A 26,850-nucleotide genomic window follows, 5' to 3' on the forward strand; every position below is an offset into this window, starting at 1 on the left:
GTGAAGTCATTATATAGGGCAAAATCCGCCACGCAACAGGAGAATGTGATTATCTCACTTAACTTTGTAGGGATTAATGACAAGTGGTGACAAAAAGAGCGACAGGCATAAACCCTGTCGCTCTTGATGGTTAAGTGTTCGCGATGATTAGCGTTGTTTGAACGCTTTCATCGTCTGAAGGTGTTGAGAGATCTTTTTGAATTTGTGGCTCTGGGTGTCGTCCCAAATGATTTCGTAATACGGCGCTAACGCCTCGGCGGTTTGACTGTTGTCGTGAATTTCATCCTCTTTAGAGAGGATCACCAAACACTGGCCCGCATTTTTACTGCGAAACTCTGACACACATTTGGTCGCAATGTCTTCATACTCTTCAGGGCGGTCGATCCGGCCCTGCATGGTGCGCTCAGGATGAAGATTAGGATTAAACATCACCTGCTTGATGCCACACAAAAATCCAATACGCTCTGACCAATAGGCACCTAGACCCACACCGCAGATCAGTGGAGAGGTATCCCCCGACTGTTCAATCACTTTGTGCACTTCTTTAAGTAGATGCTGCATATCGTGTTTCGGGTGCAATGTGCTGTAGTTAATGAAACGAACATCGTCATCAATAAACTGCAACTGTAAGACTTTTTCGTGGTTACCTGGGCTTGTGGAGTCAAAGCCATGCAAATAAATAATCATTCTAATTCCCTCGAACCTAATACTTCCAACTCTACCACGACCAAATCTACCAGAAATAGTAGGGTTAACTTTTACTTTATCGTTGCAAAACCACTAAACAGTGATCTTAGCTACAAAATAGGCCTTCAAGCCGAGTCGCCTCGGTCAAATATTGCTCTTCCCCCCACAACTGGTATGCGAGAAGATACCAAAGCATCGCCATCATTTTTGCTCTGGGTTGCCAAGCCATGACGCCTTCGACCCAATCATCAATACCGTCTACCCCTCGTTTTTGACAGTATCGAAAAACCGCGTCTTGAGGGTCGTGCTGACACACGTCGATACTGAGTGTCAGATCCAGCCTAGGATCAGCGATGCATGCGTATTCCCAATCGATCACCGTGATGCCTTGTGTGGTGCGTACCATGTTGTACCCAGCCAAATCAAAATGACACAGCACGTGGCCGACATCCGCCAAACTGGGCGCACCGCGCCACGTTTCGTACACACCACGAATCGAGTCCGATTTGAGCGTGTCGTCAATCAATATCCAGTAATGATCAACTCGTGCCGTATAGTTAAACGGCGCGACGGGAATACGTTGTGTGTTGGCTTGATGAACACTCACCATGGTATCGAGCAGATCATCAAACGGCAGGCCGTCTCTCAGCGGAATGCCCTCGATCCAATCCACCAACAGCCCTTGTTCACAAATGTAATGCGGCTTAGGCGCGATGGGATTGTGTTCGAGTGCAGAGAGGATTTGATACTCTTGAAAGCGCGAGATGGAAAACGCTTTGGTGATGGGCGTACTTGGGCGCCATACGTAGGCGCCGCGATGAGTGACCACTTTCCAACAACGGTTGGTCAACCCGCCTGTCAACGTTTGAGCGTATTGGGCGGGCTCAGGGAAGAACGGATTGAGCGCAGTCAAAGAGCGATCAAGTTGACACGCTTCATGCCAAGACATCCTGGCCATAGATCACCTCTTCCCTTGTCATTACATACCTAGAAAGCTTTTTGACTCTTGTTTGCGGATCTCAGTCTCGTCTGCCCACTCGATCAAACCCGTTTCAAGATCCATCAGGCGCATGGTCATTTTGTAGTAGACGTCTTTATCACTACCGGCATTTTTGGCGATGCTCGATAGGTTGCCGTACAGCATGTATTGCGCCCCAACCATTTTACCGAACTGGATGGCGGTACTTTGGTTAACGAGTTCGTCGTTGTTTTGGAAGTTCAACTGTTCACGCACCGATTCCACGCGATCCATATCCACAAAGCGGAATTTGCCTGAGTTGAGCATCTTAGTGCTGATGGTGTCGGTAATGGATTCAGTATCGATGTGCTCACTGGTTTTGTTTTTGATGCGCTCAACAAAAACAATAGGACGCGCATCACGTGTGATGGCCGCCACCGAGCCTGACATCATCATGCTGTCGACCATTTCACCGGCAATTTTTTGCAAGTCAGTGGAACCAAAATCAATCGTGGTGGTTTCAACCGCTTGCGCGTCACCATAACTCACTTTGTTCGAACAGCCGCCGAGAATCACAGCCAAGCCAAGTAATGCTATTACACTTTTCTTCATTTCTTGGTTCCTCATAAACCTTGAATTGTCATTAATTTATTGATTATTTTCACGAATTTGTAAACGGAAATGTTTGCCATTCGGGTTCACCGACACCTCAGACAAGGCCACCGTTTCCGTCCCGCGTAAGATGGATTGACGCCAAGGGCTAAGCTTAGTGTTGACCTCCAAGCCATTGTCGTCATACCAATAAAAGCGATACAGCACATTGAGGTCACCTTTCGACTGGTTGGTCATGCGCACAACCCCACGCGCATGCCCTTCTACCTCTGTTGTTGCGATGTCTTCAATTTTTAGATTGCCGGCTAAGACGTTATCGCCAAAGAGCACTTTGTGTGTCTCTCCATCGACTCTAAGACCTGCTGTGTTGTCTGCGCATCCGATCAGCGCCGTGGCCGCGAGGGCCGCTATAAGCCATTTTTTCATCGTATACTTCCTAGTTGTTTATGCCATATTGTAGCATTGTCTCCCTGACGAGAGATCCACACCAGTGCGGTGCGCCCCGCCGCGACATCAAACGGGTAGTCTTGGTTATTCACCCGAATACTCTGCGTTCCGGGCTCGACCACACGACTGCTGCTCGCAACATGACCCGGTAACGTCAACCAACTGCGGGTATCGGGTTGCTCGGTGAGCGTGTTCCAAATATTAAATACGAGATTGCCGACGTCATCGCCTTGTGTGGCCTCTTTTCGCAATTGATCTTTTGCCCAAACCCGCAATGCTTGACGGATCACCATCGCAGTTATACGTTCCGATAAATCACGTTGGGCCATCGCATTGACATCGGTCAAGCGCGATTCCATGAGCGGCGCTTGATTCAATGTAAGCGGTGTAAATCGCTCTGGCGAAGCAGGCGGGTAATACGGCAGAGCGATAGTATAGAAGGCCACATTGTTGCGACTGTCATACAAAGGCAAAGATTGCTTCCAACCTTGCAACGCCGTCACTATGCCTTGTTCATCGAGCACGATGACGCGCGCTTTGTCGCTCTCTAACAAACTGGCTTTACCGTATCGCTGCTCTAATTTAATCAGGTCTTCTTTCATGCTAAGGCGCGTCGCAACGCGCATGGTGCCATCTATGATTTGCTGATTGTCTGGCGCCACCGCGAGCGCGCGTCGATAATCCACATAGGCGGCATTGAGGTCATTGTCTGCTTCATAAAGCAGTGCCGACAGATACAACAAATAGGCATTTTGCACCGCCGCCAAGGTTTTTCCCGCATCAGGGTAGTTCGACAGCACGCTGCCTAAATTGGGAGATAAACCCTGCGCTTGCATATTACTTTGCGCTTTCGCTAGCTCTTTTTCACGCTCTTGCTTGGCACGCTCTTGGACTTGATTGGCGCGGCGCATCTCAATCAATGCCCCTTCCAGTTGGTTTTGCTGTAGATAATTGAGACCAAGATAGAGGTGAAGAAAGCCCAACTCATAATCTGCGGGCTGATATTCGTTGAGATTGTCGTTCACCGCGAGTGAACTGACGCTGGTCAGAGTTTCACTGACCGACACCGTAGCTCTATCTTGCTGAGCGCGAACGGCTTGGTCACTCAACTCAAACGCTGCTTTACTATCGCTGTAGGTTTGATTGAGAAAGTGCACGCGCCCCTTTTCAAGGTTATCGAGAATATCGCCCGCCACAGAGTCAGGCAGCGCTTCTTGTGCGCGCTGATAATCCCCTCGCTGCACCGCTTGGTACACATCAGCATTTTGTGCGCTGTAATGGCTAAACAGGTTGCCAGCCGACATATTGGCACACGCCGTGATAACAAGGGTACTGGCGAGTAATGCACGACGTTGAATGTGGATGGTGAGTTGATTCGTAAAACGCACTCCAAGCCTCAAATCAGAATTTCAGATACCGATCTCACCGACATCAATATCAGTGAGACCTGCTCTCTGACACAAAGTGACGCAAAAAGTTCGCTTTGTGTCATGACTGTATCGCGTCGATTAACTCATCAACATCGGGCCAAGTGGACGGCCGCCGACTAAGTGCATGTGAATGTGGTAGACCTCTTGGCCGCCGTGCGCGTTACAGTTAACGATCAGGCGGTAACCCTCTTCATCAATCCCCTCTTCTTTGGCTAACTTGCGAGCCACAGTAAATAGGCGCCCCATGACCGCTTCATCGGCCTCTGTGACATCATTCACCGTTGGGATAAGAGTATTAGGAATGATCAAAATATGGCTCGGCGCGCGAGGGTTGATATCACGAAACGCGGTAACCAAATCATCTTGATAAACCACATCGGCCGGGATCTCTTTGCGAATGATTTTACTGAAAATGGTTTCTTCAGCCATGAAACTCTCCAGAAGGTATCGTTGAATTTTCAATGCCATCGAGTATGCGTCAAGCAAATCGAGATCACAATAAAAACAGTGTTCACATCATGTTGTGAGCATTTTATTGATACACATTTTCATTTTTGTATTGTGCGTCATAAAATGTGTGTCTCACTCTCCATACAATCAAACTCTTTTTGCTATTTATAGCGTTATAGTTTGAATTTTTGCCATAGTTAGGGAGAGATCTATGAAAGGCTCAGTGATAAGAAGAATGTACGCTGGCTTTGCACTGATCATTGTGATGTTCATCGTATCCACCATGATGACGTTGAACGGAATGCAGCAAATCCAATCCAATTTCGAGAGTGTCTCCAACACCTCTCTACCTCTTGTTTCCAAAGCCAACGAAACCAGTGTCTCTCTGCTTTCTGCGGATAAGCTTTTCAAAGATTTTCTGACCACTCAGAGCTTTGAGCGCATGGAACAAATCGAAAGCCAATTCGATCAAGCACGTGTTGAATACAATCAAACCTTAGCTGCCCTTGAAAAGGCCAGTGCAAGCAAGCCAGAATTGGTCGCCAGCATGGCGGATCTTAAAGAGAAAGAGAGCAGTTACTTCGGAGAAGCCAAGCAAGCGATGGAAAACTATCGCTCGATGTTTGAGTCTCAAGCGCAAGTACAACAATCTTCTCGCCGTTTCCAACGCTTGCACTCTGAGTTGAGCGTCGGGATGAAAGAGTACGTCGATGACCAAAGCAGCATTTCCGTCAAAGTGATGGCGAAAAGCTACTTCATTAAGCTGAAAGACGCCGAAGTGATCACCTCTGACGCGCTGGCAAGTTCAGACACCGCGTTTGTAGCAGAAGCCGTTGCGAAAAACAAAAAAGCCGTAACGCACTTGAACTACGCCTACAACGGCCTATCCAATCAAATGCCTGAGTTGAAAAAAGCCTTTGATGAGTCGGTCAAGCAGTTCACGCTCGACATCGGTCAAAAAGGCGGTGTCCTTGATCAACACAGCAATTACCTTGTGGCAAAAGACGCGCTCTACGCCAACATTGCGAGCCTGACTGAGCAAGTGGATGCGACCATGGCGCTGCTGGCTACCTACAGCGAAGCGGCCCAAGCGGGTCTCAATGCCTCACTGATTGAAGCAGAGCAAGTCTACAATCAAGGAAAGATTCGTTCACTGTTGATTGGTGCCATCGTAATTGCACTGGCATTGGGCATCGGTTACCACATCGCCCACAGTGTCCGCGAGCCACTCACCCGTATTCTTAGCACCTTGGAATACCTCACCAAAGGCGACATGACACACCGTATCGAAATCCGTTACAACAATGAGTTCAGCCGCGTCAGCGGTCACATCAACTCGTTGGCGGACAACCTGCACAATATCTTGGTGAAGCTCAATGATGCCTCGGATAACTTAACCAATACCGCTCGCACCAACCAAGAGACCTCTTCTCAAGCGCAATCGCAGCTTAATCAGCAGCGTGAACAAACGGCCAACGTCGCCACCGCGATGACGGAAATGGCCCATTCCGTTCAGGAAGTGGCCCAAAGTGCGCAAAGCTCGCAGAAGATGGTTGAGCAAGTGGAGTCGGCGTCGGAATCTGGTCGTCAAATCATGGGCACTAACATCACCACCATCAATCAGCTTGAGACACGTCTAACGGAATCCGTTGATGCGGTCAAAGATCTGCAAACCATGAGTAGCCAGATTGGCAGCATTTTGGATGTGATTCGCAACATTGCTGAGCAAACCAACTTACTTGCGCTCAACGCGGCGATTGAAGCGGCGCGTGCGGGCGACCAAGGCCGAGGCTTTGCGGTGGTGGCGGACGAGGTTCGCGTGCTTGCGCAGCGCACTACTGAATCCACCAGCGAAATTGAAAACATGATCAGTAACTTGCAATCGAGTTCTGCTTCAGCCAACCAAGTCATCCAAAGCTGCATGGACGATATGGAGCTGTCGGTTGAACAAGCGTCCAACGCCAACAGTGCAATGGAAGAAATTCAGGGCTTGATCATGGAGATCAGCCAGATGAGTGGACACATTTCTCAAGCCGCAGCAGAGCAAAGTGAAACCACCTCAGACATTGCAAGAAACATTGAAGAGATTAACCTTATCGCCGACACCAGCTATCAGGCGATGGCGCAAATCGCTCAAACCAGTCATGACTTAAGTCAGCTTGCTGGTCAGCAAGGCGAACTGGTGCATCGATTCAAGCTGTAACGTAAAGATACGGTAAATTATTGACAGAGGGCGACCAATTATAACGGTTGCCCTTGTTTTTTCGGCAGATTGTCATTATATCGTGATTAGGCCTCACCCTTTTACTCTCCTTTTTGTGGGCCTGACATGAGGAATAACTATGACAATTCATGTTGGCATCATCGACCAAGACCCGATTCGCTTGGTCACCCCCCTATTAGATAACCGCAGCATCAGTAACCACATCATCTTTATTGGCGTCAATGCCCAGCGCACCCTATTCGACAGACTGAGTCGTGTCTTGGCTAAGCGTGAGATTCACTCAGAGTTCTATGAAATTCCTGACGTTACTAATCCTTCTGAGATAAAGAAAACCGTTGCGGAACTGGCAGAGCGCCTTAAGCAAAGTGGTGAAGATGTGCGCCTTAACGCCAGTTGTGGTCTGCGTCATCGACTCCTGTCGGTTTACGAAGTGTTTCGCACCTTTCATTGGCCAATTTTTGTGGTTGAGCCCAACAGTGATCGCGTCTGCTGGCTCTACCCTGATGGCGTAGAAGACACGCAACTGCAAGATTGGATCACCATTGACGATTACCTTACGGTATTTGGCGCGCGCGGCGAATTTAGCCAACAAACGTTGCCGCCTCAGTTAGACCAAAAACTCTATGAGTTGGGTGAGCGCTGGGCGAGTAACGCCTTAGAACTTGGCCCAGGCCTTGCGACACTCAACTATCTCGCCACGACATGCCGCAAAGAACAGATCCTCAGTGTAGAGTTGTCGGAGAAGCAGCAAGGCTATCGTGAGCTCAAGATGCTGATCGAGGATTTGGTGGATGCCAACATCGCGACGTATGAGAATGGTGTGCTTACCTTTGCCAATGAAGATGCAAGACGCTTCTCCAACGGGGAGTGGCTAGAAACCCTAGTCCACAGCACGGTGCGCCAGATTCAACACAGCATGCCAACGATTCAAGATCACTCACTTAATGTGCAGGTGTATCGTGAGCTCGGTGAGCGTGAAGTGCGCAATGAGCTGGATGTCGCCTGCGTCGTCAACAACAAGCTCCATATCATCGAGTGTAAGACCAAAGGTATGCGTGATGATGGCGATGACACCTTATACAAACTCGAATCGTTAAGAGACTTGCTCGGCGGCTTACAGGCACGCGCCATGCTCGTCAGCTTTAGACCGCTGCGCTACAACGACATCACCCGAGCAGAAGACTTGGGCCTCGCGTTAATCGGCCCTGATGAGCTCAAAGACTTGAAAACCCATCTTACGACATGGTTTCAAGCCGCTGGAGGCATTGACGGACTCGATCTTAAGACAGGAGTAAACAGCCCAGCGGCTCGTTAAGCACGATTCTTGATACCAATGACACAAAAGCCGCGATGACAATCGCGGCTTTTTGCTTACTTAAGGTCGGCAGCGAGATTAGCTGTCGTCTTCGGTAAAATTGGTCGGTAGAGTTTGCTTCATCTGATTCCAGATCTGCGCGCTCTCCATCCCGTAATGACGCACAACCACCAAAATTTGTTCGCGGTTGCCCGTTTCGCATACCTCCAACAAATCACGGTAGAACTTGAGCGCTAAACCGCGCGCCTGAGCACTTGAGAAGTAGTAGCTACCCACACGATCGTAAAGCTTCTTCAATCCATTAAAGATCAAGCCGTAAATCTGGTTACCTGAGTGGAAAGCGAGACGCTGGAAAAGCATGTAATCGTAGTAATTAAACGTTTTCGCAATCAACGTCGCTTGGCGTTTCTGCTCATCTTTTTCACCATCGTCTTTCACGTGTTGCAGAATCTTGTCTGAATACGGCGAGGAGGCAATAAAAGCATCCCAAGAGTCGGCCGCGAGCAAGGCTTCACAAGAGTCGATCACATTGTGAATGGTACGCTCTGAACTCTCTTTATTTACTTTGAACGCATAGCGCATGAAGATAGGTGAGATGTTTGTACGTGCCGCAAGCAAATCTTCTACGATAGAGGTTGCGTTTTCAGCATCGAGCGTCATCAATGTATCAAGAATGTGTAACCCGGACGTTTCCATAAACTGGTTTACTTTAGTCGGCTTACCATGCTGAATGGTTAACCAACCATCACGAGCCAATCTTTGTAAGACCTCACGCAACGTCGTACGTGTTACACCAATGAGTTCAGAGAGCTCTCGTTCGGCTGGGAGAATCGAACCCGGAGGGAAGCGCCCTTTCCAAATACTTTCGATAATGTATTTCTCTGCAAATCCTGCGGGACTCTTTGCCTTGATGACCATTAATTACTGTTCCAATTTTATATTTATCTGGGTCGAATGGAACTCATCATACCACTAGTTTTTGCCTAGCGAAAACAAACCACCAGTAAACGTGGCATGGATGCCATATAGAGCATTAACTCTAATTTGTTTTGGCGGTTTTAAGTGGTGTGGGGATTGTCAAAACCAATAAATTTTAACTTTACCTAACCTCACTTTCTCTGAGGCCTTATGAGTACTGCATTAATCACACAATATGAGTTTTTATTTTTGAAACTAACATTGTTATTTTGATGCAATATAATCCCATATTGTTGCTTATCAGTTCAACTAAATGGCTAACTGCCATCAATTGCTGATTTTCACAACTATTATGCAAGCGTTACGTAACTTTGATCGCGTTTTTGAATAAAAGTGGACTGATACATTTATCAGATATCACTTAATCATTGACTAACAAGTTATCAACGGTAGAGTGGCGACCGAAGTAAGGAGTGCTTGTCTTTCTCAGGGAGTGACTTGGCAAGACCACATATTGATACTCAGGATGTTGTTTTTCTAAGTCGCTGTTGATATGGCGTTACACGGCTGGACTATCTGCGCATGAGCCATCTGCGCATGACCCGCTGCGACGCCTACATTGAATTCGGGCACGTCTGTGTTAATTCAGTACAACAATAAAGAGTATTAATGTCATGCCGATGTCACTCGGAAACGCCTTCATCAAGAACTTTCTTGGTAAGGCACCGGATTGGTACAAAGTTGCCATCATAGCCTTCCTCATCATCAACCCGCTTGTGTTCTTTTTCATCGATCCTTTTGTCGCAGGCTGGTTGTTGGTCGCAGAGTTTATTTTCACCCTTGCGATGGCACTGAAGTGTTACCCGCTGCAACCCGGTGGTTTATTGGCCATTGAAGCCATCGCCATTGGCATGACCAGTGCGGATCAAGTCAAGCATGAGCTTGTCGCGAATATCGAAGTGTTGCTACTGCTGGTCTTTATGGTCGCAGGTATCTACTTCATGAAGCAGCTTTTGCTGTTTATCTTTACCAAGATTCTGCTCGGTATTCAGTCTAAAAGCATGTTATCGCTGGCGTTCTGTTTTGCCGCGGCGTTCTTGTCTGCTTTCTTAGATGCATTAACGGTGATCGCTGTTGTCATCAGTGTCGCAGTTGGCTTTTACGCGATTTACCACAAAGTCGCCTCCGGTCAGGGTGGTCACGCGACTCATGACCATACGTCAGATGATCATCTTAACGATCTTACGCGTGATGACTTAGAGAACTACCGCGCCTTCTTGCGTTCGCTGCTCATGCACGCAGGGGTGGGTACGGCACTCGGTGGCGTGATGACCATGGTGGGTGAGCCGCAAAACTTGATCATTGCTGATCAGGCTGGCTGGCAGTTTGGTGAGTTTATTGTTCGCATGTTGCCCGTTACTCTACCGGTGTTGATTTGTGGTCTCGCAACGTGTGTGCTCGTCGAAAAAATGAAAGTCTTCGGCTATGGCGCCCGCCTGCCTGACACGGTGCGTCAGATTCTGGTTGATTACGATAACGAAGAGCGTAAAAAGCGCACCAAACAAGATGTGGCTAAGCTTTGGGTTCAGGGTGTTATCGCGGTATGGCTGATTGTCGGCCTTGCGCTCCACCTCGCGGCAGTCGGCCTCATCGGCTTGTCTGTCATCATTCTGGCTACTGCGTTTACGGGCGTGATTGAAGAGCACTCGCTAGGCAAAGCCTTCGAAGAGGCCCTGCCCTTTACCGCGCTTTTGACGGTGTTCTTCTCAATTGTTGCCGTTATCATCGACCAAGAGCTATTCAAGCCGGTGATTGATGCGGTATTGCACGTCGAAGATAAAGGCACCCAACTGGCGCTCTTCTATGTCGCTAACGGACTGCTTTCGATGGTGTCTGATAATGTATTCGTCGGCACGGTCTACATTACCGAAGTGGGTACGGCGTTGATGGAAGGCGTGATCAATCGTGACCAATTTGACTTGCTCGCAGTAGCGATCAATACGGGCACCAACTTGCCATCGGTTGCCACCCCGAACGGTCAAGCTGCCTTCTTGTTCTTGTTGACCTCAACGCTGGCACCTTTGATTCGTTTGTCCTACGGTCGCATGGTCATCATGGCACTGCCCTACACGATTGTGCTGGCGTTAGTTGGCTTTGCCGGTATTGTCTTCCTGCTTGAGCCAATGACCGCGTGGTTCTATGAAGCAGGCTGGATCACGCATCACTCAGCAGAAATTATGCATGCGGTGACCAAAGGTCACTAATCAGCATCACGTTTGAATAATTTTTTATTGCGATAGAAACTTTTACACGCTAAAAAGCTCTGATTAGTCAGAGCTTTTTTCTTTTCTTTGTTAGGGATATTTCATTACTTATGCTTTCTTCGATTAAACAGTTTTCTCAGGGACGATTTGCTTGGCTACTGCTGTTTGGCTTGATTGTCGCACTAGAGTTGTGTGCACTGTTCTTCCAGCACGGAATGGGCTTGGCGCCGTGTGTGATGTGTATTTATGAACGCATCGCCATGCTTGGCGTCGCGGCCGCAGCGCTGATTGGTGCCATCAATCCACGTGTTGCTGTATTGCGTTGGTTAGGGCTCGCAGCGTGGGGCGGCAGTGCTTATAAAGGACTCATGCTGTCACTAGAACACGTGGATTACCAGTTTAACCCTTCGCCGTTCTACACCTGTGATCTGTTTGTTCAATTCCCTGACTGGGCACCGCTCAATCAATGGGCGCCTTGGATGTTTGAAGCTTATGGGGATTGCAGCAAAATCGTATGGCAGTTTTTGACGCTCTCCATGCCACAGTGGCTCGTGGTTATCTTTGCTGCAAACCTGCTCGCGCTTGGTGTCATTGTTCTCTCTCAATTTGCCAAAGATAAATAACACCCATCACTCACTCTGAGTACACGAGTAAAAAAATGGCTTCCAAACGGAAGCCATTTTTTATGAGTCGCCTTTGTCGGTGCGACGCTGACTATGTCTCGAGAAACAGTATGCAGAGTTACCATATGTAGAGTAACTATATGTAGAGTAACTATATGTAAAGTGACCCTATGTTAAGTAACGACGCATATTGCCCGCTATCAGTTCATCTCTCGACCCGGCTCTGGCGCCAAGACCTCTCGGTTACCGTTATGGCCTGGCGCGCTGACAATCCCTTGAGCCTCAAGCTGCTCGACAATTCGCGCCGCACGGTTGTAACCGATTTTAAATCGACGCTGAACGCCAGAGACTGAACCACGACGAGATTGCACTACGTGCTCGACCACTTGATCAAACAGAGGGTCCATCTCTTCATCACCTTCGGGCTTCTCGCCCGGTAGCAGCGCTTCTGGCCCTTGGTCACCGTTGGTGATCTCATCGATATAGTTTGGCTTGCCGCGTGCCTTCCAGTTGTTGACCACCGCATGCACATCATCATCTGAAGCAAATGCCCCATGGACGCGAATGGTGTGACTCGATCCGGAAGGAAGATACAACATATCACCCATACCCAGCAGTGACTCTGCACCACCTTGATCGAGAATGGTTCGAGAGTCCGTTTTGGTTGAAACGGTAAATGCAACCCGCGTAGGAATGTTCGCTTTGATCAAACCGGTAATAACGTCTACTGAAGGTCGCTGCGTCGCCAAAATGAGGTGGATACCCGCGGCGCGCGCTTTTTGCGCTAAACGCGCGATCAACTCTTCGACTTTCTTCCCGACCACCATCATCAGATCGGCAAATTCATCCACGATCACTACGATATAAGGCAGCTTTTCGAGCAGCGGTGGATGCTCATCCATACTGTCACCCGGTTGCCAGAGCGGATCGTGGATTGGGTGGCCCGCATCTGCCGCCATTTTCAGCTTGTCGTTGAATCCTTTGATGTTCCTAACGCCCAGTGCAGACATCAGCTTATAACGCCGCTCCATCTCGCCAACACACCAACGCAATGCATTGGACGCATCCTTCATGTCGGTCACCACTTCGGACAACAAGTGAGGAATACCTTCATAGACCGACAACTCAAGCATTTTCGGGTCAATCATGATAAAGCGGACGTCTTCTGGGGTCGCTTTATAGAGGATACTCAAGATCATGACGTTCACCCCGACCGATTTACCTGAGCCTGTGGTACCCGCCACCAGCACGTGAGGCATTTTCGACAGGTCCGCCACCACGGCTTCGCCTGCAATATCTTGACCAAGGACGACGGTCGTCGGTGATTTAGCGTTAACAAATGCTTGGCTGCCGACCACATCGGAGAAATAGACCGTCTGGCGACTCATATTCGGCAGTTCAAGGCCAACATAAGGCTTACCAGGGATCACCTCCACCACACGCACCGCCATCGCTGAGAGTGAGCGTGCTAAGTCCATCGATAAACTTGAGATGCGGCTTACTTTCACCCCTGGTGCCAAATCCAATTCAAAACGAGTAATCACCGGTCCTGGGAATATATCCACCACCGAGGCGGTGATTTTATAGTCCGCTAACTTAGATTCCACCAGACGAGCAATCTCCTCTAACGCATCGCGATCAATAAAGTTTTCTCGCTTCTCTGGGTGGTACAAAAGCTCGAGCGTTGGCATAGGCTCGGTCGGTTTCGGCAAGTTTTGATCTTGCTGAACCAAAAACGGGTTCTGAGACGCGACCACTTTGGCTTGCGCTTCCGCAACTAAGTTTTGCAGCGCGGCCGCATCTTCGTCTTGTGCTACATCGACGTCGCCCTCGTCATCATCTGTTGAGCCGCCCTGTTCATCAATAAACGCTTCGTCGGGTTCTTGTGGCGTAAAGCTTGGCTCAGGGTCGTCTTCGACCACATCAAAGCTGGAGATACGAGGTTGCTCATCCTCTTCAATATCAGGGAGTGGCGAATCATCACGATCGTGGAAAACAGGCTCATCTTGCCAAGGCGTAGTAAGCTCTTGCTCTTGCTCGCGCTCTTGCGACGGCAACTCGCTGGACGCTTGAGTCAAAATCGGTTCAGGGGCGTAATCGTTGGCACTATTGGCCGCCGCATCGAGCTCCTCTATAGTGGCACCAAGCTGCTTAACACGCAGGTTACTCTGCTCGTCATCCTCTTGCTCGTCGTAGTGATAAAGCGGCGTCTCTGGCGCAGAGGTGGACGCTTGAGTGGCACTATTGTCCGGCATATGAATGTTGTAGCGACGTGTCGCGGACTGAGGAGATACTGCCTCGCTGACTGGCTCCTCACGCTCTGAATGCGCTTGGATGGCAGGCGACGTGTCCATACCTTCTCGCGGCTCATGCTGTAATGAGTCAGGTTGCGTCGCATCCGGTTCGGTCAAGGTCGGCGCAAACACCTGATCCTTCTCACCGCGCAGCTTATTGATCACCCAAGTGATGGCACCAATCGCCTGCTCGCCAATCCAATCCACGATCGTTAGCCAAGAAATCCCGGTCAACAGCGTAAAACCCGCGCCCCACAAAAACAGCAGCACTAGCGTGGTGCCTAGCACGTTAAGTGTCGGCAGAGCGAGACTGGTCAGCACATCACCGATAACGCCGCCAGATGAAAAGTACCAGATATCGTCGAAGTTGATGTCGGCAAGACCGCAACTGGTGAGAATCAATATAGTTAAGCCGAGTAAGCGTGTGCCCCAAAGCATAAAATCGAGCGGCTCATCTTCGCCTCGTTTACGAAACAGAACCCATGCGGTCAGTGCGATGACCACTGGAATAGTGTACGCCAGTGAGCCAAACGTAAAAAACAGTGTGTCCGCGAGCCAAGCCCCGACAATACCACCGGCATTTTCAATCTCCATACCCCAGGCGGTTTGCGACCATGATGGATCGGCCGCGCTGAAGGTCAGCAGGGCAACAGACAGTAAAATAGCGGCGAGGAAAACCACGATTAGGCTGCATTCTTGTAAACGCTCGGAACCGGAAAGGCGCGTCTTTTGACGATGGTCCCCAGTGTCGACGATGGTTTCGACTTTGTTTTTGGTTTCTCGGAACATAACCACTCTAACATACTGAAAAAAATAGCCCGAACAGCCAAGCTGCACGGACTATTGATTTAACCACATCGGCCTACAAAACCCAATTATGAAAAGTCAGAATATCGAAAGGGATTCTCACTTTGTCTCGCCTTCGCCCTGCATAGTCACTCCCATACTGGGCTTAGGGATTAACGAGTTTTGATCACCAATTGATTGGTTTGTTTCACTTCTTCCATAACCACGTAAGTACGTGTGTCATTAACACCGGGTAGACGAAGTAGTGTATCCCCTAGCAGTTTACGATAAGCACTCATATCCGAAACGCGTGTTTTCAAAAGATAGTCGAAATCACCAGAAACAAGATGACACTCTTGTATGTCGTCAAGCTTCTGTACGGCTGCATTAAACTGTTCAAACACGTCTGGAGCACCACGGTTTAGCGTGATCTCCACAAACACCAATAGAGACGCGTCTAGGTACTGAGGGTTGAGCAACGCTGTGTACCCAGTGATGTATCCCTGACGCTCTAAGCGTCTTACGCGCTCTAAACACGGAGTGGGCGAAAGACCGACTCGTTTAGACAATTCTACATTCGAAATTCGACCATCTTTTTGCAACTCATTCAGAATATTGCGATCGATACGGTCTAGATCCTTGGACGGCTTCTTATTGTTGTCTGCCATTTTTTATTCCACCTTATTACTTCCTTGCAAAAATTTATACTACAACTTCTTAATATACGGTATCAAATTTTATTACATCCTAACTATACTAGGCATTAATTCGACAGAATTACCCTAAGTACAGTTGATACAACCATTTATCGATAAGGAGTCAGGATGATCATTGGCGTACCAAAGGAAATTAAAAACCACGAATACCGTGTGGGCATGATCCCAGCCAGCGTCCGCGAGTTAGTCTCACAAGGCCACCAAGTGTTTGTTGAAACCAATGCCGGCGCAGGCATAGGTTTTTCAGACGATGATTACATCGCTGTAGGCGCATCCATTCTTCCTACTGCTGCCGACGTATTTGCGAAGGCAGAGATGATTGTAAAGGTTAAAGAACCTCAAGCTGTCGAGCGAGCCATGCTCCGCGAAGGGCAAATTTTATTTACTTATTTACACCTCGCACCAGATTTTCCACAAACTGAAGAGCTAATCAAGAGCAAAGCCGTCTGTATAGCCTACGAGACTGTAACAGATAATATGGGTCGCTTGCCACTATTAGCGCCAATGTCTGAGGTTGCGGGTCGAATGTCTATCCAAGCCGGTGCGCAAACCTTGGAAAAATCGCACGGCGGACGTGGTCTGCTGCTAGGCGGCGTACCGGGTGTTGAGCCTGCAAAAGTGGTGGTCATCGGTGGTGGTGTGGTCGGTGCAAACGCGGCACGCATGGCCGTTGGTCTGCGCGCAGATGTGACTATCCTTGACCGAAATGTCGACACTTTGCGCCGCTTGGACGAAGAGTTCCAAGGCCGTGCAAAAGTCGTCTACTCAACCAAAGATGCCATTGAAAAACACGTACTTGAAGCGGATTTAGTCATCGGTGCGGTATTGATCCCTGGTGCAGCGGCGCCGAAGTTGGTCACTAAAGAGCACATAGCCAAGATGAAACCGGGCGCGGCGGTAGTGGATGTTGCTATCGACCAAGGCGGCTGTTTTGAAACCTCTCACGCGACCACGCACGCCGATCCGACCTACATTGTCGATGACGTTGTCCACTACTGTGTAGCGAACATGCCGGGTGCGGTTGCGCGCACGTCAACCTTCGCTCTTAACAACGCGACCTTGCCGTACATTGTCACACTGGCCAATAAAGGCTATCGCCAAGCGCTACTCGAAGACAAAGGCTTCCTGGAAGGATTGAACGTGATTCACGGTAAAGTAACTTGCCAAGAAGTGGCGGAAAGCTTTGACCTTGAGTACGTCGATCCAGAACAAGCGATCGCGATGTTCAACTAAGCTTTAACAGCAACAACAAACAAAAGCGCTTGTGCCGAAACACAAGCGCTTTCTTTATTCTATTGATTCTAAGAAGTGGCTCTGGCCAAGCCGTACGGGTCAATACGAGAACGCTTAAAACCAACGCTCTAATGAAGCGCGATCTAGCTGTTTAAACGCGCGGTTAAGTAGACGCGCCAACTCTTTATAACGCGGACGAGATTTCATCGGCTCTAGCGCGCCTCCACTGTCGACAATTTTCTGATGGATTTCTCGATACCAGCCTGCCAACGCAGGAGGAAGTACAGTGTTCGAACGATTGCCAAGCCACCACATGCCTTGAATGGGCATACTGATGGCAAACAAGGCGATGATCACCGCCTGCGGCATAGCCTGATAGTTGTTGAACGCCATTTGAGTCAGCACACTGATGGCCGCAATCGCAGGCATGACCTTCACACCAAACCGAGTCGCCTTAATGATGCGTTGCTCTGGAAACAGCATGTTAAGCTCTTTGCGCATCGGCCAGATTTCCATGTATTTTTGACCGTCACGTAGGCTATGAATCAAACCGACTTTATTACTCATACGACTCTCTCACTGGTTTAGGCGACCAAATTAAAATTTAGTTGAAAAATTAAACTTTCTAAGTAAAAAATTGATAAAAGTTAATATTCTTTCAAAATTTTTTGTTATTATTCTCTATTATCGTTATCCTTCGCGGACCCACAATCTCATTGTTGCTGTTATTTACAATTTACGCAACTCTATGGGACCTATCTGCAAGGATGCAATGGTAACGTTCGGGAGACGTTACTGTCTCTTTATACGGAATTCGACGTTTTTTTGACCAAGATTAGTACGCAGCGAACCTCGTATCGTCTATTCTTGTGATTAATTTTTATCCTAACTGATTATTACAGGTAGTCACTCATGTCAAAGCTAGTTTTAGTTTTAAACTGCGGTAGTTCTTCTCTTAAGTTCGCTATTGTTGATGCAGCAAACGGCGACGAGCACCTAACCGGTCTTGCTGAATGTCTTCATCTTCCAGAAGCGCGTATCAAATGGAAGCTAGATGGCAAACACGAAGCACAACTTGGTGAAGGCGCTGCGCACGATGAAGCTCTTTCTTTCATCGTTGAAACTATTCTTGCTTCTAAGCCAGAACTTGCACAGCAACTGAAAGCGATCGGTCACCGTGTGGTACACGGCGGCGAGAAATTCACGCAATCTGCGCTTATCACTGACGACGTACTGAAAGGTATCGAAGACTGTGCAACGTTGGCGCCTCTTCACAACCCAGCAGCGATCATTGGTATTAAAGCGGCTCAAAAAGCGTTCCCTGGCCTACCAATGTCTGCGGTATTTGATACGGCTTTCCACCAGTCTATGCCTGAAGAAGCGTACCTATACGCACTGCCATACAACCTGTACAAAGAGCACGGTATCCGTCGCTACGGCATGCACGGCACATCACACCTATTCATCGCTCGCGAAGCAGCTGAGCGTCTAGGTAAACCGGCTGACGAGTTGAACATCATCAACTGTCACCTAGGTAACGGCGCATCTGTGTGTGCAATCAAGAACGGTAAATCAGTAGACACCTCCATGGGTCTGACACCGCTTGAAGGTTTGGTGATGGGTACACGCTGTGGTGATATCGACCCTGCTATCATCTTCCACCTACACGACGCACTAGGTTACTCTGTTGAGCAAATCAACACCATGCTAACTAAAGAGTCTGGCCTACAAGGTCTAACTGAAGTGACGTCTGACTGTCGTTTCGTTGAAGACAACTACGGTCAAAAAGAAGAAGCAACGCGTGCGATGGACGTATTCTGTCACCGCCTAGCGAAATACGTAGCGGGTTACACTGCGACACTGGAAGGCCGTCTAGACGCGATCGTCTTTACTGGCGGTATCGGTGAAAACTCTGGCCCAATCCGTGAGATGGTATTGAACCGTCTAGGCGTATTCGGTATCGAAGTAGATGGTGAAGCAAACCTGAAAGCACGTTTTGGTGGTGAAGGCACCATCACAACTGCAGACAGCCGCATCCCAGCAATGGTGATTTCGACCAACGAAGAGCTTGTCATTGCCGAAGACACTGCTCGCCTAGCAGGTCTTTAATCAGATTCACCGGCTAGCCAAGTGCTAGCCGGTTTTCTAACTGAAGTCGGTCAATTACAGCTAACTGTGATGACCAAGGGGCACAACTGGCATTCTCCCTCTCTATCGTTTATGTCACTGTGCTTAACTCCCCCTAATAGCTAAAGGTACTCTACGAATGTCTCGTACTATTATGCTTATCCCTACCAGTGCTGGCGTCGGTCTGACCAGCGTGAGTATGGGTGTTCTTCGCGCTATGGAGCGCAAAGGCGTTAAAGTTTCTTTCTACAAGCCAATCTGTCAACCTCGTAGCGGTGGCGATCAACCGGATCTCACCTCGACGATTGTGGGCCGTAACAGCGATGTGAAAATCGGCCAGCCAATGCCGATGTCTGTCGCGGAAAGCTTGATCGGTAACGACAACATGGACGAGTTGCTAGAAACCGTCGTTGAACGTTACAACCAGATCAACAAAGATGCAGACGTAACCCTGATCGAAGGTCTTGTGCCAACGCGTAAGCACCCATTTGCCAACCAAGTGAACGCGGAAATCGCGGCCACATTGGGCGCAGAAATCGTGCTTGTCGCCACACCGGGTACCGATAACCCTGCGCAACTGAAAGAGCGTATTGAAGTTGCGTGTTCAAACTTTGGTGGCACTAAGAACAAAAACATCTCTGGCGTGATCATCAACAAGCTCAACGCACCGGTTGACGAAGCGGGTCGTACTCGCCCTGATCTGTCTGAGATCTTTGATGACGCCGACAGCGCGAAGCAAAACGAGCTAAAAGTGATGGAGATCTTCAACACATCTCCTATCCGTGTACTGGGTTGTGTGCCTTGGAGCATCGATCTCATCGCGACACGCGCTATCGACATGGCAGAGCACCTAAAAGCAGACATCATTAACGCCGGTGACATCAACACTCGCCGCATTAAGAGCATCACTTTCTGTGCGCGCTCTTTGCCAAACATGATCGAACACTTCAAACCGGGTTCACTGCTTGTGACGTCAGCAGACCGTCCTGACGTTATCGTTGCCGCATCACTGGCGGCAATGAACGGCGTCGACATCGGTGCTATTTTGCTGACCGGCGGCTACGACATTCCTAAGGAAATCGCAGGTCTCTGTCAGCCAGCGTTTGACACTGGTCTACCTATCTTTAAAGCACAAGGTAACACGTGGCAAACCTCATTGAACCTGCAAAGCTTCAGCATCGAAGTTCCCGCAGATGATAAAGAGCGTATCGAGTTCATCAATGAACACGTTGCTGGCCACATCGACGGTAACTGGATTGAGTCTATGACTGAAGGCACGCAAAAATCACGTCGCCTAAGTCCACCCGCGTTCCGTTACCAGTTGACTGAACTGGCGCGTAAAGCAGGCAAGCGTATCGTACTTCCAGAAGGCGACGAACCACGTACAGTGAAAGCGGCTGCCATCTGTGCAGAACGCGGCATTGCTGAGTGTGTGCTGCTAGGTAACCCAGCTGAAATCCGCCGCGTTGCAGAGCAGCAAGGTGTTGAGCTTGGCGCTGGTGTACAGATCATCGACTCAGATGCTATCCGTGAAAACTACGTTGCTCGTCTAGTTGAGCTTCGTGGTGCAAAAGGCATGACTGAAGTGGTTGCACGTGAGAAGCTGGAAGACTCCGTATTCCTTGGCACCATGATGCTAGAAAACAACGAAGTCGATGGCCTAGTTTCAGGTGCGGTTCACACTACGGCGAACACCATCGTTCCTCCGTTCCAAATCATTAAGACTGCGCCGAATGCGTCTATCGTTTCGTCTGTATTCTTCATGCTACTGCCAGACCAAGTACTGGTTTACGGTGACTGTGCGATCAACCCAGATCCAACGGCGGAACAATTGGCGGAAATCGCGATTCAATCTGCCGACTCTGCTGCAGCCTTTGGTATTGATCCTCGTGTTGCGATGATCTCTTACTCTACCGGTGAGTCTGGTAAAGGTGCAGACGTCGATAAAGTGCGTGAAGCAACACGCATTGCTAAGGAAAAACGTCCTGATCTAGTGATTGACGGTCCGCTACAGTACGACGCGGCGATCATGGAGAATGTGGCAGCGTCTAAAGCACCGAACTCACCTGTTGCAGGTAAAGCGACGGTATTTGTCTTCCCAGACTTAAACACAGGTAACACGACGTACAAAGCGGTACAGCGTAGTGCTGACCTTGTTTCTATCGGTCCAATGCTGCAAGGTATGCGCAAGCCGGTGAACGACCTATCTCGTGGTGCCTTGGTTGATGACATCGTCTACACCATCGCGCTGACAGCGATTCAAGCAGACCAAGAGCAGAAGTAATCACCGCTCTTGCGAGACTCTTTTAAGCCCTCCGACTACTGGAGGGCTTTTTTATTTCCCTATTATTGCAAGCCATACATAACGGCGCCGAGCATAACGGCGGAGCTCATAACCGGCACCACTTTGTGCCATAGCACCCGGCCACCAATGATGGCCACCATCGACATTTTTACTAACGTATTCACCGCCGCCGCAATTAAGATCGCCAGCGATGCCACCTCTACGCTTAATATGGTCACGCTTTGTCTGCCCAGCGCGAGAGAAATTGCATCGACATCTGTCATGCCAGAGATCCCCGCCAGGATCAGCACACCCGACTCACCAAACCACTCAGTCAAGGCATGCGAAAGTAAAATGATCCCCGCGAGCACCAAACCAAACAGCAAGGCCGATTGCAACGCAAGTGGGTTACTTTGCTTGCTATTGGGTTCGACAGGCTCGATATGACAGCCGCGCCAAATCCACCATGCGGGCAGATAGAGTGCTGCCATCGTCCCTAACGCTGGGTATGCGATTTGCTCGACCAGTAAGGGGTTAATCACGCTTAGCACAATCAGTAAACGCGGAAACATGGTGCCACAACTGACTAATATGCCCGTAGCGAGTAAACCGCTCAAATGCGGCTGTTCCCGTGATAGATGAGAAAATTGCAATGTCAGCGCCGTCGATGAGCTCAATCCAGCAAATAGCGAAGTGAACAAGATACCCCGTTTGGTACCGCCAATTTTGATCGCAAAATAGCCCACAAAAGAGATGCCTGCGATCAACACCACCATCCACCAAATTTCATATGGATTGAGCGCATTCCAAGGCCCAAAGGTTTGATTTGGTAGCAATGGCAATAAGACGATGGAGATCATCAATAGCCGCAGTGCCGCGTCCAATTCGTACTCTTGTAGACGTTGCAGCGCTTGGTGCAGTTCGCGTTTGTTATCAAGCACCACTGCCGTAATCACCGCCGCTGACGCAGCCAAGACAGCGTACCCCGAGACCGTGAGCGCGCCGAGAACAAAGGTCATCAGCAAGCTGACCACACCGGTAATACTGATGCTGGTGCTGTTTTTTTGCTGCGCGACAAACGCCACACAAGCAAGAATCACCAAGGCGACAAAAGCAAAACCCAGCAGCAAAGGGGAATAGACTTTGGCTAAAATCGCGACCAGCGCGCCGAGTACCGCTACGAGAGAGAAGGTTCGGATCCCTGCAACGCGCGTGCCTTCCGCATTATTGCGCATCACCCAGCCACGCTGTGTCCCAACAATCGCCCCAAGCATCAACGCAATCAAAAGATGCCAAAAGAGCTGCTCATCGCTGACGAGATGTTGTAACTCCATACGCCCTCCCACTTGCTAACTGTTCAATGTTAAGTGTAGGAACTAACGCAGATAATTCTGTGATAGGGCATAAAAAACCCCGCGAAGTGCGGGGGATTAAGTTAAGCGCTGATGGCCTCTCGTCCGTGGGGAGAATCGAGGTCTAATTCTGGTCCTTTAGGTACCACTTGTGTGGGGTTGATCCCGGTATGACTGAAATAGTAATGGCGCTTAATATGATAAAAATCTGTGGTCTCTTTGACCCCTTCCACTTGGTACAACTCTTTTAGATAACCGTGCAAGTTTGGGTAATCTTCAATACGCTGCTTATTGCATTTAAAGTGGCCCACATACACCGCATCAAAACGAATCAAGGTGGTAAACAAACGCCAATCGGCCTCCGTTACCTGACCGCCCGCTAGGTAGCGATGACTCGCGAGATGAGTATCAAGCGTATCCAACGCAGAGAACAGCTTATCGTATGCTTCTTCGTACGCTTCTTGCGTCGTCGCAAAACCGCAGCGGTAGACACCATTATTGACGTTGGGGTAGATAAAATCGTTCCACTCATCAATCATTTCGCGGAGGTGGTCTGGATAGTAATCGAGAGTATTGCCCGTCAAGTCGTTGAACGCATGATTAAACATACGGATGATTTCTGACGACTCATTGCTGACAATGGTGTTGTGCTTTTTATCCCACAAGACAGGCACCGTAACGCGCCCTGTGTAGTCGGACTTAGCCTGAGTGTAGATTTGGTGCAATCGCGTATGACCAAACAGCGGCTCAGGCAGCCCCATTTGCCAGCCTTCACTCATCATATCTGGGCAGACCACAGTGACATCAATATGAGGCTCCAGCCCTTTTAGGCGGCGAAAAATTAGAGTTCGGTGAGCCCAAGGACACGCGAGCGAGACATAAAGATGATAGCGCCCGGATTCCGGCGCAAAGCGCGCGCCCTCTTTATTGACGACCCAATCACGAAACCCGGCGTCTTCGCGCACAAATTGACCGCCGTTTGATTTAGTGTCGTACCACACATCGTGCCACACGCCTTCAACTAGCTTGCCCATAATTCACCTTCGTTATTCTCGTTCACTGTAAAAACCTTGCTTTTACTATAGCGAGTTGATTCAAAATGGCAGTAAGGGAAATTAGACGAACTTGGTCAACATATTTGAATAACTGCCAGCAAACTTACTCATAACCGGTAGAGATAAATGAAAGCAATCCTTTGACTCATCTATTCCTAGCCTCTCCACTATGAGCGCTGAAACTTGATATACCTTCCAGTAAATTGCAACAATTTCCATACCTCTTGCTAACGTCACGGAGAACATCACATTTCAATCAAGACATACATCTTCGATTGTTATGTGTTTAATAACCCCCTCTCTATGTTTCTCATTTTTTGATCTCATTAGGATACGTCGTAAGCGCCCTCTCCCTTCGCTGGCGCACAACAACGAAAAAGGTATAACGATGAAAAACACCACGATTTGTGCAGTGGCTCTGGCCCTCGCTTCTAGCCCAATTTTTGCTGCGGACTCGGATGAGTTGCACGCGTTCGATCCACGAAATACCCAATCTCGCATTGGTACTATGGTCAATACAGACAGCGGTGAGCTAAAGCTGTTTGCCGGCTATGGCGCTGCCAACCTTTACGATGCGGGACCAGAAGGTAAAACTCAAACCGTGCTCTTTGGTGAATACTTTACGGATACAGATAACATGCGTGCACGCATGGCGCATTTTGACAGTCGTGTGGGCGGGGTTTATATCGACTTGTATGGCACTAAGCTGGCAGACTCCTACACCGCAGGCTACATGCTGCCTCTGGAAGCCGCCAATGGCACCACAAAGTTCTTCCCTTCAGTGAATTACACTTATGTGGATGTCGACCTCAATAAAGCGGCAGGCCGCATCGCCAAAAACAGTGGCGGTAGCGTTGATGAGATTCAATCTGTGCTGCACTCTGTGGGGGCGAAAGATGCCCACTTAGCATCGGTCAACCTTTACGCCTTGCAGCCTTGGAATGACACCCACTACACCGTCATTCAAGCGATGGCTGGACAAGCTGTCGATGGTATTGATGACCTCAACTTTGTCGATTTGATGTGGGTTCAAGGTATGCAAGCGTATGTGAATGGTCAGAACATCAATATCTTTGTGGAAGGCCGCTATCACAATATTGAGACCGAAGTTCTAGGCCCGAAAAAGCGTAGCGAAGATGCGAAAATTTCATTGGGGATCGATTGGCGTTTCTGAGTGCCAGCCGTGCACATTTAATAACGCTAAGCCATAAAAAATGCCAGTCACTTGACTGGCATTTTTCTATCTATCGATGAGGGTAGGGATTATCCGTTGTTACGAATCCACTCATCCATATCTGTTTTAAGGTTGTCAGACTTAGTACCGAAGATAGCTTGAACACCACCTGCGACGACTACAACGCCTGCTGCACCCAATTTCTTAAGTTTGTCTTGGTCAACCACTTCTGTGTCCGCAACCGCAACACGTAGACGAGTGATACACGCGTCAAGACCTGTAATGTTTGCTTTACCGCCGAACGCTGCAACAAGTTCACCAGCCATATCTGAACCAGACGCCGCCGCTTCAGCTTGAGTTTCGTCTTCACGACCAGGAGTTTTTAGGTCCATCGCTTTGATCACTGCACGGAATACTACGTAGTAGATTGCTGCGTAAACAAGACCAGTCGCGATCATGATACCCATCTTCTGAGCGTTGCCAGAAAGTACTAGGAAGTCGATCAAGCCGTGAGAGAATGATGTACCGTGTACGAAGCCGATAGTGTTAGCAACAACGTATGCAGAACCAGCAAGTAGAGCGTGGATTCCGTAAAGTAGTGGCGCAACGAATAGGAATGAGAATTCGATTGGCTCAGTAATACCTGTTAGGAATGAAGTCAACGCTGCTGACGCCATGATACCCATAACTTTAACGCGGTTCTCTGGCTTAGCAGAGTGTGCAATTGCGATAGCCGCTGCTGGTAGACCGAACATCTTGAACATGTAGCCACCTGCAAGCTGACCGAAGCCATTACCTGCTGCGCGAGACGCTTCATCTGCCACTAGGTAACATGTCAGTACGCCGTTTTGAGTTTGACCTGCTGCGTTCACACATTGACCTGCTTCGAAGAAGAAAGGTACGTTCCACACGTGGTGTAGACCGAATGGGATCAATGAACGCTCAACGATACCGTAGATACCGAAGGCAAGTTGTGGGTTTTGCTCTGCAGCCCAGTGAGAGAACGCACCGATCGCTGAACCAATTGGTGGCCAGATGATAGACAGTACGATACCCAGTGCGATAGCTGCAAAACCAGTGATGATTGGCACAGCACGCTTACCAGCGAAGAAGCCAAGGTACTCAGGCAGTTGAATGCGGAAGAAGCGGTTAAACGCCCACGCAGCCACACCACCGACTAGGATACCACCGAGAACACCCGTATCGATTTTCTCAACGCCCATCACGCCAGCCATAACGCTTAGTGTTGCCGTCATGATGCCGTAACCAACGATAGCAGCAAGACCCGCTACACCGTCGTTGTTAGTGAAGCCTAGAGCGACACCCACTGCAAATAGCAGTGCCATCTGGCCAAATACTGAACCACCCGCTTGTTCCATTAGGTTTGATACAATCTCTGGAATGAAACCAAGGTTGGCAGCACCAACACCAAGTAGGATACCTGCAACAGGCAATACTGATACTGGTAGCATCAGTGATTTACCTACTTTTTGCAGGTTAGCAAAAAGATTCTTAAACATGTTTATGCTCCTGAAAAGTTATAAGAATTATCGGGCACTAACGGCACACCCCCGCAGCCTTAAATGTTAGCACCCAAAGAAAATGTAACCACATATGACAGTATATTTTCTGCCTCTAAATATATCTTGATGGTGAACAAACTTTCTAGCGCGTTACGAAAATAAGTTTCAAACTACTAGATAGATCACAATAACGAAGCGCCAAACAAGGCCCTTATACCAACTTATCCCCATGAAAAATATGAACTTTTTATTGCACAACATTAATTTTGTGGCGTAAATAAAATAGAATAGATTGTTATTTTATGTAACAAAATTACATTTGAACAAATTTTGGCTCGCATCTTCAACAGATTTGGTGAACACTGGTTTGATGAGTCA

21 protein-coding genes are annotated in these 26,850 nt (G+C 48.8%); 8 read left to right on the top strand and 13 right to left on the bottom strand.

The annotated features are described in order from the left end of the window. Positions 1–147: 147 nt before the first annotated feature. The 6 genes from ycfP to hinT form a co-directional block, all read right to left on the bottom strand. A complete protein-coding gene (gene ycfP / locus AC6R10_RS06070) occupies positions 148–687 on the bottom strand; it encodes an alpha/beta hydrolase YcfP (protein ID WP_334552509.1) in 540 nt (179 codons plus the stop codon). 106 nt (positions 688–793) lie between these two features. Continuing rightward, a complete protein-coding gene (locus tag AC6R10_RS06075; RefSeq protein ID WP_500671775.1) occupies positions 794–1,645 on the bottom strand; it encodes a phosphotransferase in 852 nt (283 codons plus the stop codon). A gap of 21 nt (positions 1,646–1,666) precedes the next feature. After that, positions 1,667–2,257: a penicillin-binding protein activator LpoB gene (gene lpoB, locus AC6R10_RS06080; RefSeq protein WP_334552511.1), complete on the bottom strand. Its 591-nt coding sequence runs from the start codon at positions 2,255–2,257 to the stop codon at positions 1,667–1,669. Between the two features lie 36 nt (positions 2,258–2,293). Next, positions 2,294–2,683 (bottom strand): YcfL family putative periplasmic lipoprotein, encoded by a 390-nt coding sequence (locus tag AC6R10_RS06085; protein WP_500671776.1) that lies wholly within the window; start codon positions 2,681–2,683, stop codon positions 2,294–2,296. Then, a complete protein-coding gene (locus tag AC6R10_RS06090; RefSeq protein ID WP_500672017.1) occupies positions 2,680–4,008 on the bottom strand; it encodes a COG3014 family protein in 1,329 nt (442 codons plus the stop codon). Before AC6R10_RS06090 ends, AC6R10_RS06085 begins: the two co-directional genes overlap by 4 nt. 204 nt (positions 4,009–4,212) lie before the next feature. Continuing rightward, positions 4,213–4,563 carry a purine nucleoside phosphoramidase gene (hinT, locus tag AC6R10_RS06095; protein WP_334552513.1) on the bottom strand — a complete coding sequence of 117 codons (351 nt, stop codon included), beginning with the start codon at positions 4,561–4,563 and terminating at the stop codon, positions 4,213–4,215. A gap of 232 nt (positions 4,564–4,795) precedes the next feature. Between hinT and AC6R10_RS06100 the strand changes: the two genes are divergently transcribed. After that, entirely contained in the window at positions 4,796–6,787 is a 1,992-nt protein-coding gene (locus AC6R10_RS06100) for a HAMP domain-containing methyl-accepting chemotaxis protein (protein ID WP_500671777.1), read from the top strand. Positions 6,788–6,926: 139 nt separating this feature from the next. After that, on the top strand, positions 6,927–8,123 hold the full coding sequence (locus AC6R10_RS06105; protein WP_500671778.1) for a DUF1887 family protein: 1,197 nt from the start codon (positions 6,927–6,929) through the stop codon (positions 8,121–8,123). Between the two features lie 78 nt (positions 8,124–8,201). On the opposite strand, the gene fadR is transcribed toward AC6R10_RS06105, so the two are convergent. Beyond that, the gene (fadR, locus tag AC6R10_RS06110; RefSeq protein WP_334552516.1) at positions 8,202–9,041 is read right to left on the bottom strand and encodes a fatty acid metabolism transcriptional regulator FadR; all 840 of its coding nucleotides are present in this window, start codon (positions 9,039–9,041) and stop codon (positions 8,202–8,204) included. 674 nt (positions 9,042–9,715) lie between these two features. Here fadR and nhaB point away from each other — a divergent pair. Together nhaB and dsbB are read left to right on the top strand one after the other, a co-directional pair. Then, positions 9,716–11,305: a Na(+)/H(+) antiporter NhaB gene (nhaB, locus tag AC6R10_RS06115; protein ID WP_500627961.1), complete on the top strand. Its 1,590-nt coding sequence runs from the start codon at positions 9,716–9,718 to the stop codon at positions 11,303–11,305. A 110-nt stretch (positions 11,306–11,415) separates the two neighbouring features. Beyond that, positions 11,416–11,928: a disulfide bond formation protein DsbB gene (gene dsbB, locus AC6R10_RS06120; protein WP_500671779.1), complete on the top strand. Its 513-nt coding sequence runs from the start codon at positions 11,416–11,418 to the stop codon at positions 11,926–11,928. A 200-nt stretch (positions 11,929–12,128) separates the two neighbouring features. On the opposite strand, the gene AC6R10_RS06125 is transcribed toward dsbB, so the two are convergent. Beyond that, the gene (locus tag AC6R10_RS06125) at positions 12,129–15,011 is read right to left on the bottom strand and encodes a DNA translocase FtsK (protein ID WP_500671780.1); all 2,883 of its coding nucleotides are present in this window, start codon (positions 15,009–15,011) and stop codon (positions 12,129–12,131) included. Between the two features lie 170 nt (positions 15,012–15,181). Further along, a complete protein-coding gene (gene lrp, locus AC6R10_RS06130; protein ID WP_284190498.1) occupies positions 15,182–15,676 on the bottom strand; it encodes a leucine-responsive transcriptional regulator Lrp in 495 nt (164 codons plus the stop codon). Between the two features lie 156 nt (positions 15,677–15,832). Between lrp and ald the strand changes: the two genes are divergently transcribed. Next, positions 15,833–16,957, top strand: coding sequence for an alanine dehydrogenase (gene ald / locus AC6R10_RS06135; RefSeq protein WP_500671781.1), 1,125 nt, complete (start codon positions 15,833–15,835; stop codon positions 16,955–16,957). A gap of 114 nt (positions 16,958–17,071) precedes the next feature. On the opposite strand, the gene yfbV is transcribed toward ald, so the two are convergent. Then, a complete protein-coding gene (yfbV, locus tag AC6R10_RS06140; RefSeq protein WP_500626114.1) occupies positions 17,072–17,524 on the bottom strand; it encodes a terminus macrodomain insulation protein YfbV in 453 nt (150 codons plus the stop codon). 345 nt (positions 17,525–17,869) lie between these two features. Here yfbV and AC6R10_RS06145 point away from each other — a divergent pair, with 345 nt between their 5' ends. Together AC6R10_RS06145 and pta are read left to right on the top strand one after the other, a co-directional pair. Beyond that, the gene (locus AC6R10_RS06145; RefSeq protein WP_334552522.1) at positions 17,870–19,066 is read left to right on the top strand and encodes an acetate kinase; all 1,197 of its coding nucleotides are present in this window, start codon (positions 17,870–17,872) and stop codon (positions 19,064–19,066) included. Positions 19,067–19,223: 157 nt separating this feature from the next. Continuing rightward, positions 19,224–21,368, top strand: a complete 2,145-nt coding sequence (pta, locus tag AC6R10_RS06150; RefSeq protein ID WP_334552523.1) for a phosphate acetyltransferase — start codon at positions 19,224–19,226, stop codon at positions 21,366–21,368. A gap of 62 nt (positions 21,369–21,430) precedes the next feature. Here the strand turns inward: pta and AC6R10_RS06155 are convergent, their stop codons facing one another. Continuing rightward, on the bottom strand, positions 21,431–22,702 hold the full coding sequence (locus tag AC6R10_RS06155; protein ID WP_500671782.1) for an MgtC/SapB family protein: 1,272 nt from the start codon (positions 22,700–22,702) through the stop codon (positions 21,431–21,433). 101 nt (positions 22,703–22,803) lie between these two features. Next, positions 22,804–23,754: a glutathione S-transferase family protein gene (locus AC6R10_RS06160; protein ID WP_500671783.1), complete on the bottom strand. Its 951-nt coding sequence runs from the start codon at positions 23,752–23,754 to the stop codon at positions 22,804–22,806. A gap of 409 nt (positions 23,755–24,163) precedes the next feature. Here AC6R10_RS06160 and AC6R10_RS06165 point away from each other — a divergent pair, with 409 nt between their 5' ends. Then, the gene (locus AC6R10_RS06165) at positions 24,164–24,949 is read left to right on the top strand and encodes a hypothetical protein (RefSeq protein ID WP_487901121.1); all 786 of its coding nucleotides are present in this window, start codon (positions 24,164–24,166) and stop codon (positions 24,947–24,949) included. An 89-nt stretch (positions 24,950–25,038) separates the two neighbouring features. Here the strand turns inward: AC6R10_RS06165 and ptsG are convergent, their stop codons facing one another. Beyond that, positions 25,039–26,469, bottom strand: a complete 1,431-nt coding sequence (ptsG, locus tag AC6R10_RS06170) for a PTS glucose transporter subunit IIBC (protein WP_500671784.1) — start codon at positions 26,467–26,469, stop codon at positions 25,039–25,041. Positions 26,470–26,850 lie beyond the last annotated feature (381 nt).

The sequence above is a fragment of the Vibrio sp. R12-SG2-ISO1 genome (assembly GCF_059834045.1).

Bases quoted from the DNA above. Each gene is read 5' to 3' on its own strand.
- ycfP (WP_334552509.1), bottom strand. From the start codon at position 687: ATGATTATTTATTTGCATGGCTTTGACTCCACAAGCCCAGGTAACCAC.
- AC6R10_RS06075 (WP_500671775.1), bottom strand. From the start codon at position 1,645: ATGGCCAGGATGTCTTGGCATGAAGCGTGTCAACTTGATCGCTCTTTG.
- lpoB (WP_334552511.1), bottom strand. From the start codon at position 2,257: ATGAAGAAAAGTGTAATAGCATTACTTGGCTTGGCTGTGATTCTCGGC.
- AC6R10_RS06085 (WP_500671776.1), bottom strand. From the start codon at position 2,683: ATGAAAAAATGGCTTATAGCGGCCCTCGCGGCCACGGCGCTGATCGGA.
- AC6R10_RS06090 (WP_500672017.1), bottom strand. From the start codon at position 4,008: ATGTCGGCTGGCAACCTGTTTAGCCATTACAGCGCACAAAATGCTGAT.
- hinT (WP_334552513.1), bottom strand. From the start codon at position 4,563: ATGGCTGAAGAAACCATTTTCAGTAAAATCATTCGCAAAGAGATCCCG.
- AC6R10_RS06100 (WP_500671777.1), top strand. From the start codon at position 4,796: ATGAAAGGCTCAGTGATAAGAAGAATGTACGCTGGCTTTGCACTGATC.
- AC6R10_RS06105 (WP_500671778.1), top strand. From the start codon at position 6,927: ATGACAATTCATGTTGGCATCATCGACCAAGACCCGATTCGCTTGGTC.
- fadR (WP_334552516.1), bottom strand. From the start codon at position 9,041: ATGGTCATCAAGGCAAAGAGTCCCGCAGGATTTGCAGAGAAATACATT.
- nhaB (WP_500627961.1), top strand. From the start codon at position 9,716: ATGCCGATGTCACTCGGAAACGCCTTCATCAAGAACTTTCTTGGTAAG.
- dsbB (WP_500671779.1), top strand. From the start codon at position 11,416: ATGCTTTCTTCGATTAAACAGTTTTCTCAGGGACGATTTGCTTGGCTA.
- AC6R10_RS06125 (WP_500671780.1), bottom strand. From the start codon at position 15,011: ATGTTCCGAGAAACCAAAAACAAAGTCGAAACCATCGTCGACACTGGG.
- lrp (WP_284190498.1), bottom strand. From the start codon at position 15,676: ATGGCAGACAACAATAAGAAGCCGTCCAAGGATCTAGACCGTATCGAT.
- ald (WP_500671781.1), top strand. From the start codon at position 15,833: ATGATCATTGGCGTACCAAAGGAAATTAAAAACCACGAATACCGTGTG.
- yfbV (WP_500626114.1), bottom strand. From the start codon at position 17,524: ATGAGTAATAAAGTCGGTTTGATTCATAGCCTACGTGACGGTCAAAAA.
- AC6R10_RS06145 (WP_334552522.1), top strand. From the start codon at position 17,870: ATGTCAAAGCTAGTTTTAGTTTTAAACTGCGGTAGTTCTTCTCTTAAG.
- pta (WP_334552523.1), top strand. From the start codon at position 19,224: ATGTCTCGTACTATTATGCTTATCCCTACCAGTGCTGGCGTCGGTCTG.
- AC6R10_RS06155 (WP_500671782.1), bottom strand. From the start codon at position 22,702: ATGGAGTTACAACATCTCGTCAGCGATGAGCAGCTCTTTTGGCATCTT.
- AC6R10_RS06160 (WP_500671783.1), bottom strand. From the start codon at position 23,754: ATGGGCAAGCTAGTTGAAGGCGTGTGGCACGATGTGTGGTACGACACT.
- AC6R10_RS06165 (WP_487901121.1), top strand. From the start codon at position 24,164: ATGAAAAACACCACGATTTGTGCAGTGGCTCTGGCCCTCGCTTCTAGC.
- ptsG (WP_500671784.1), bottom strand. From the start codon at position 26,469: ATGTTTAAGAATCTTTTTGCTAACCTGCAAAAAGTAGGTAAATCACTG.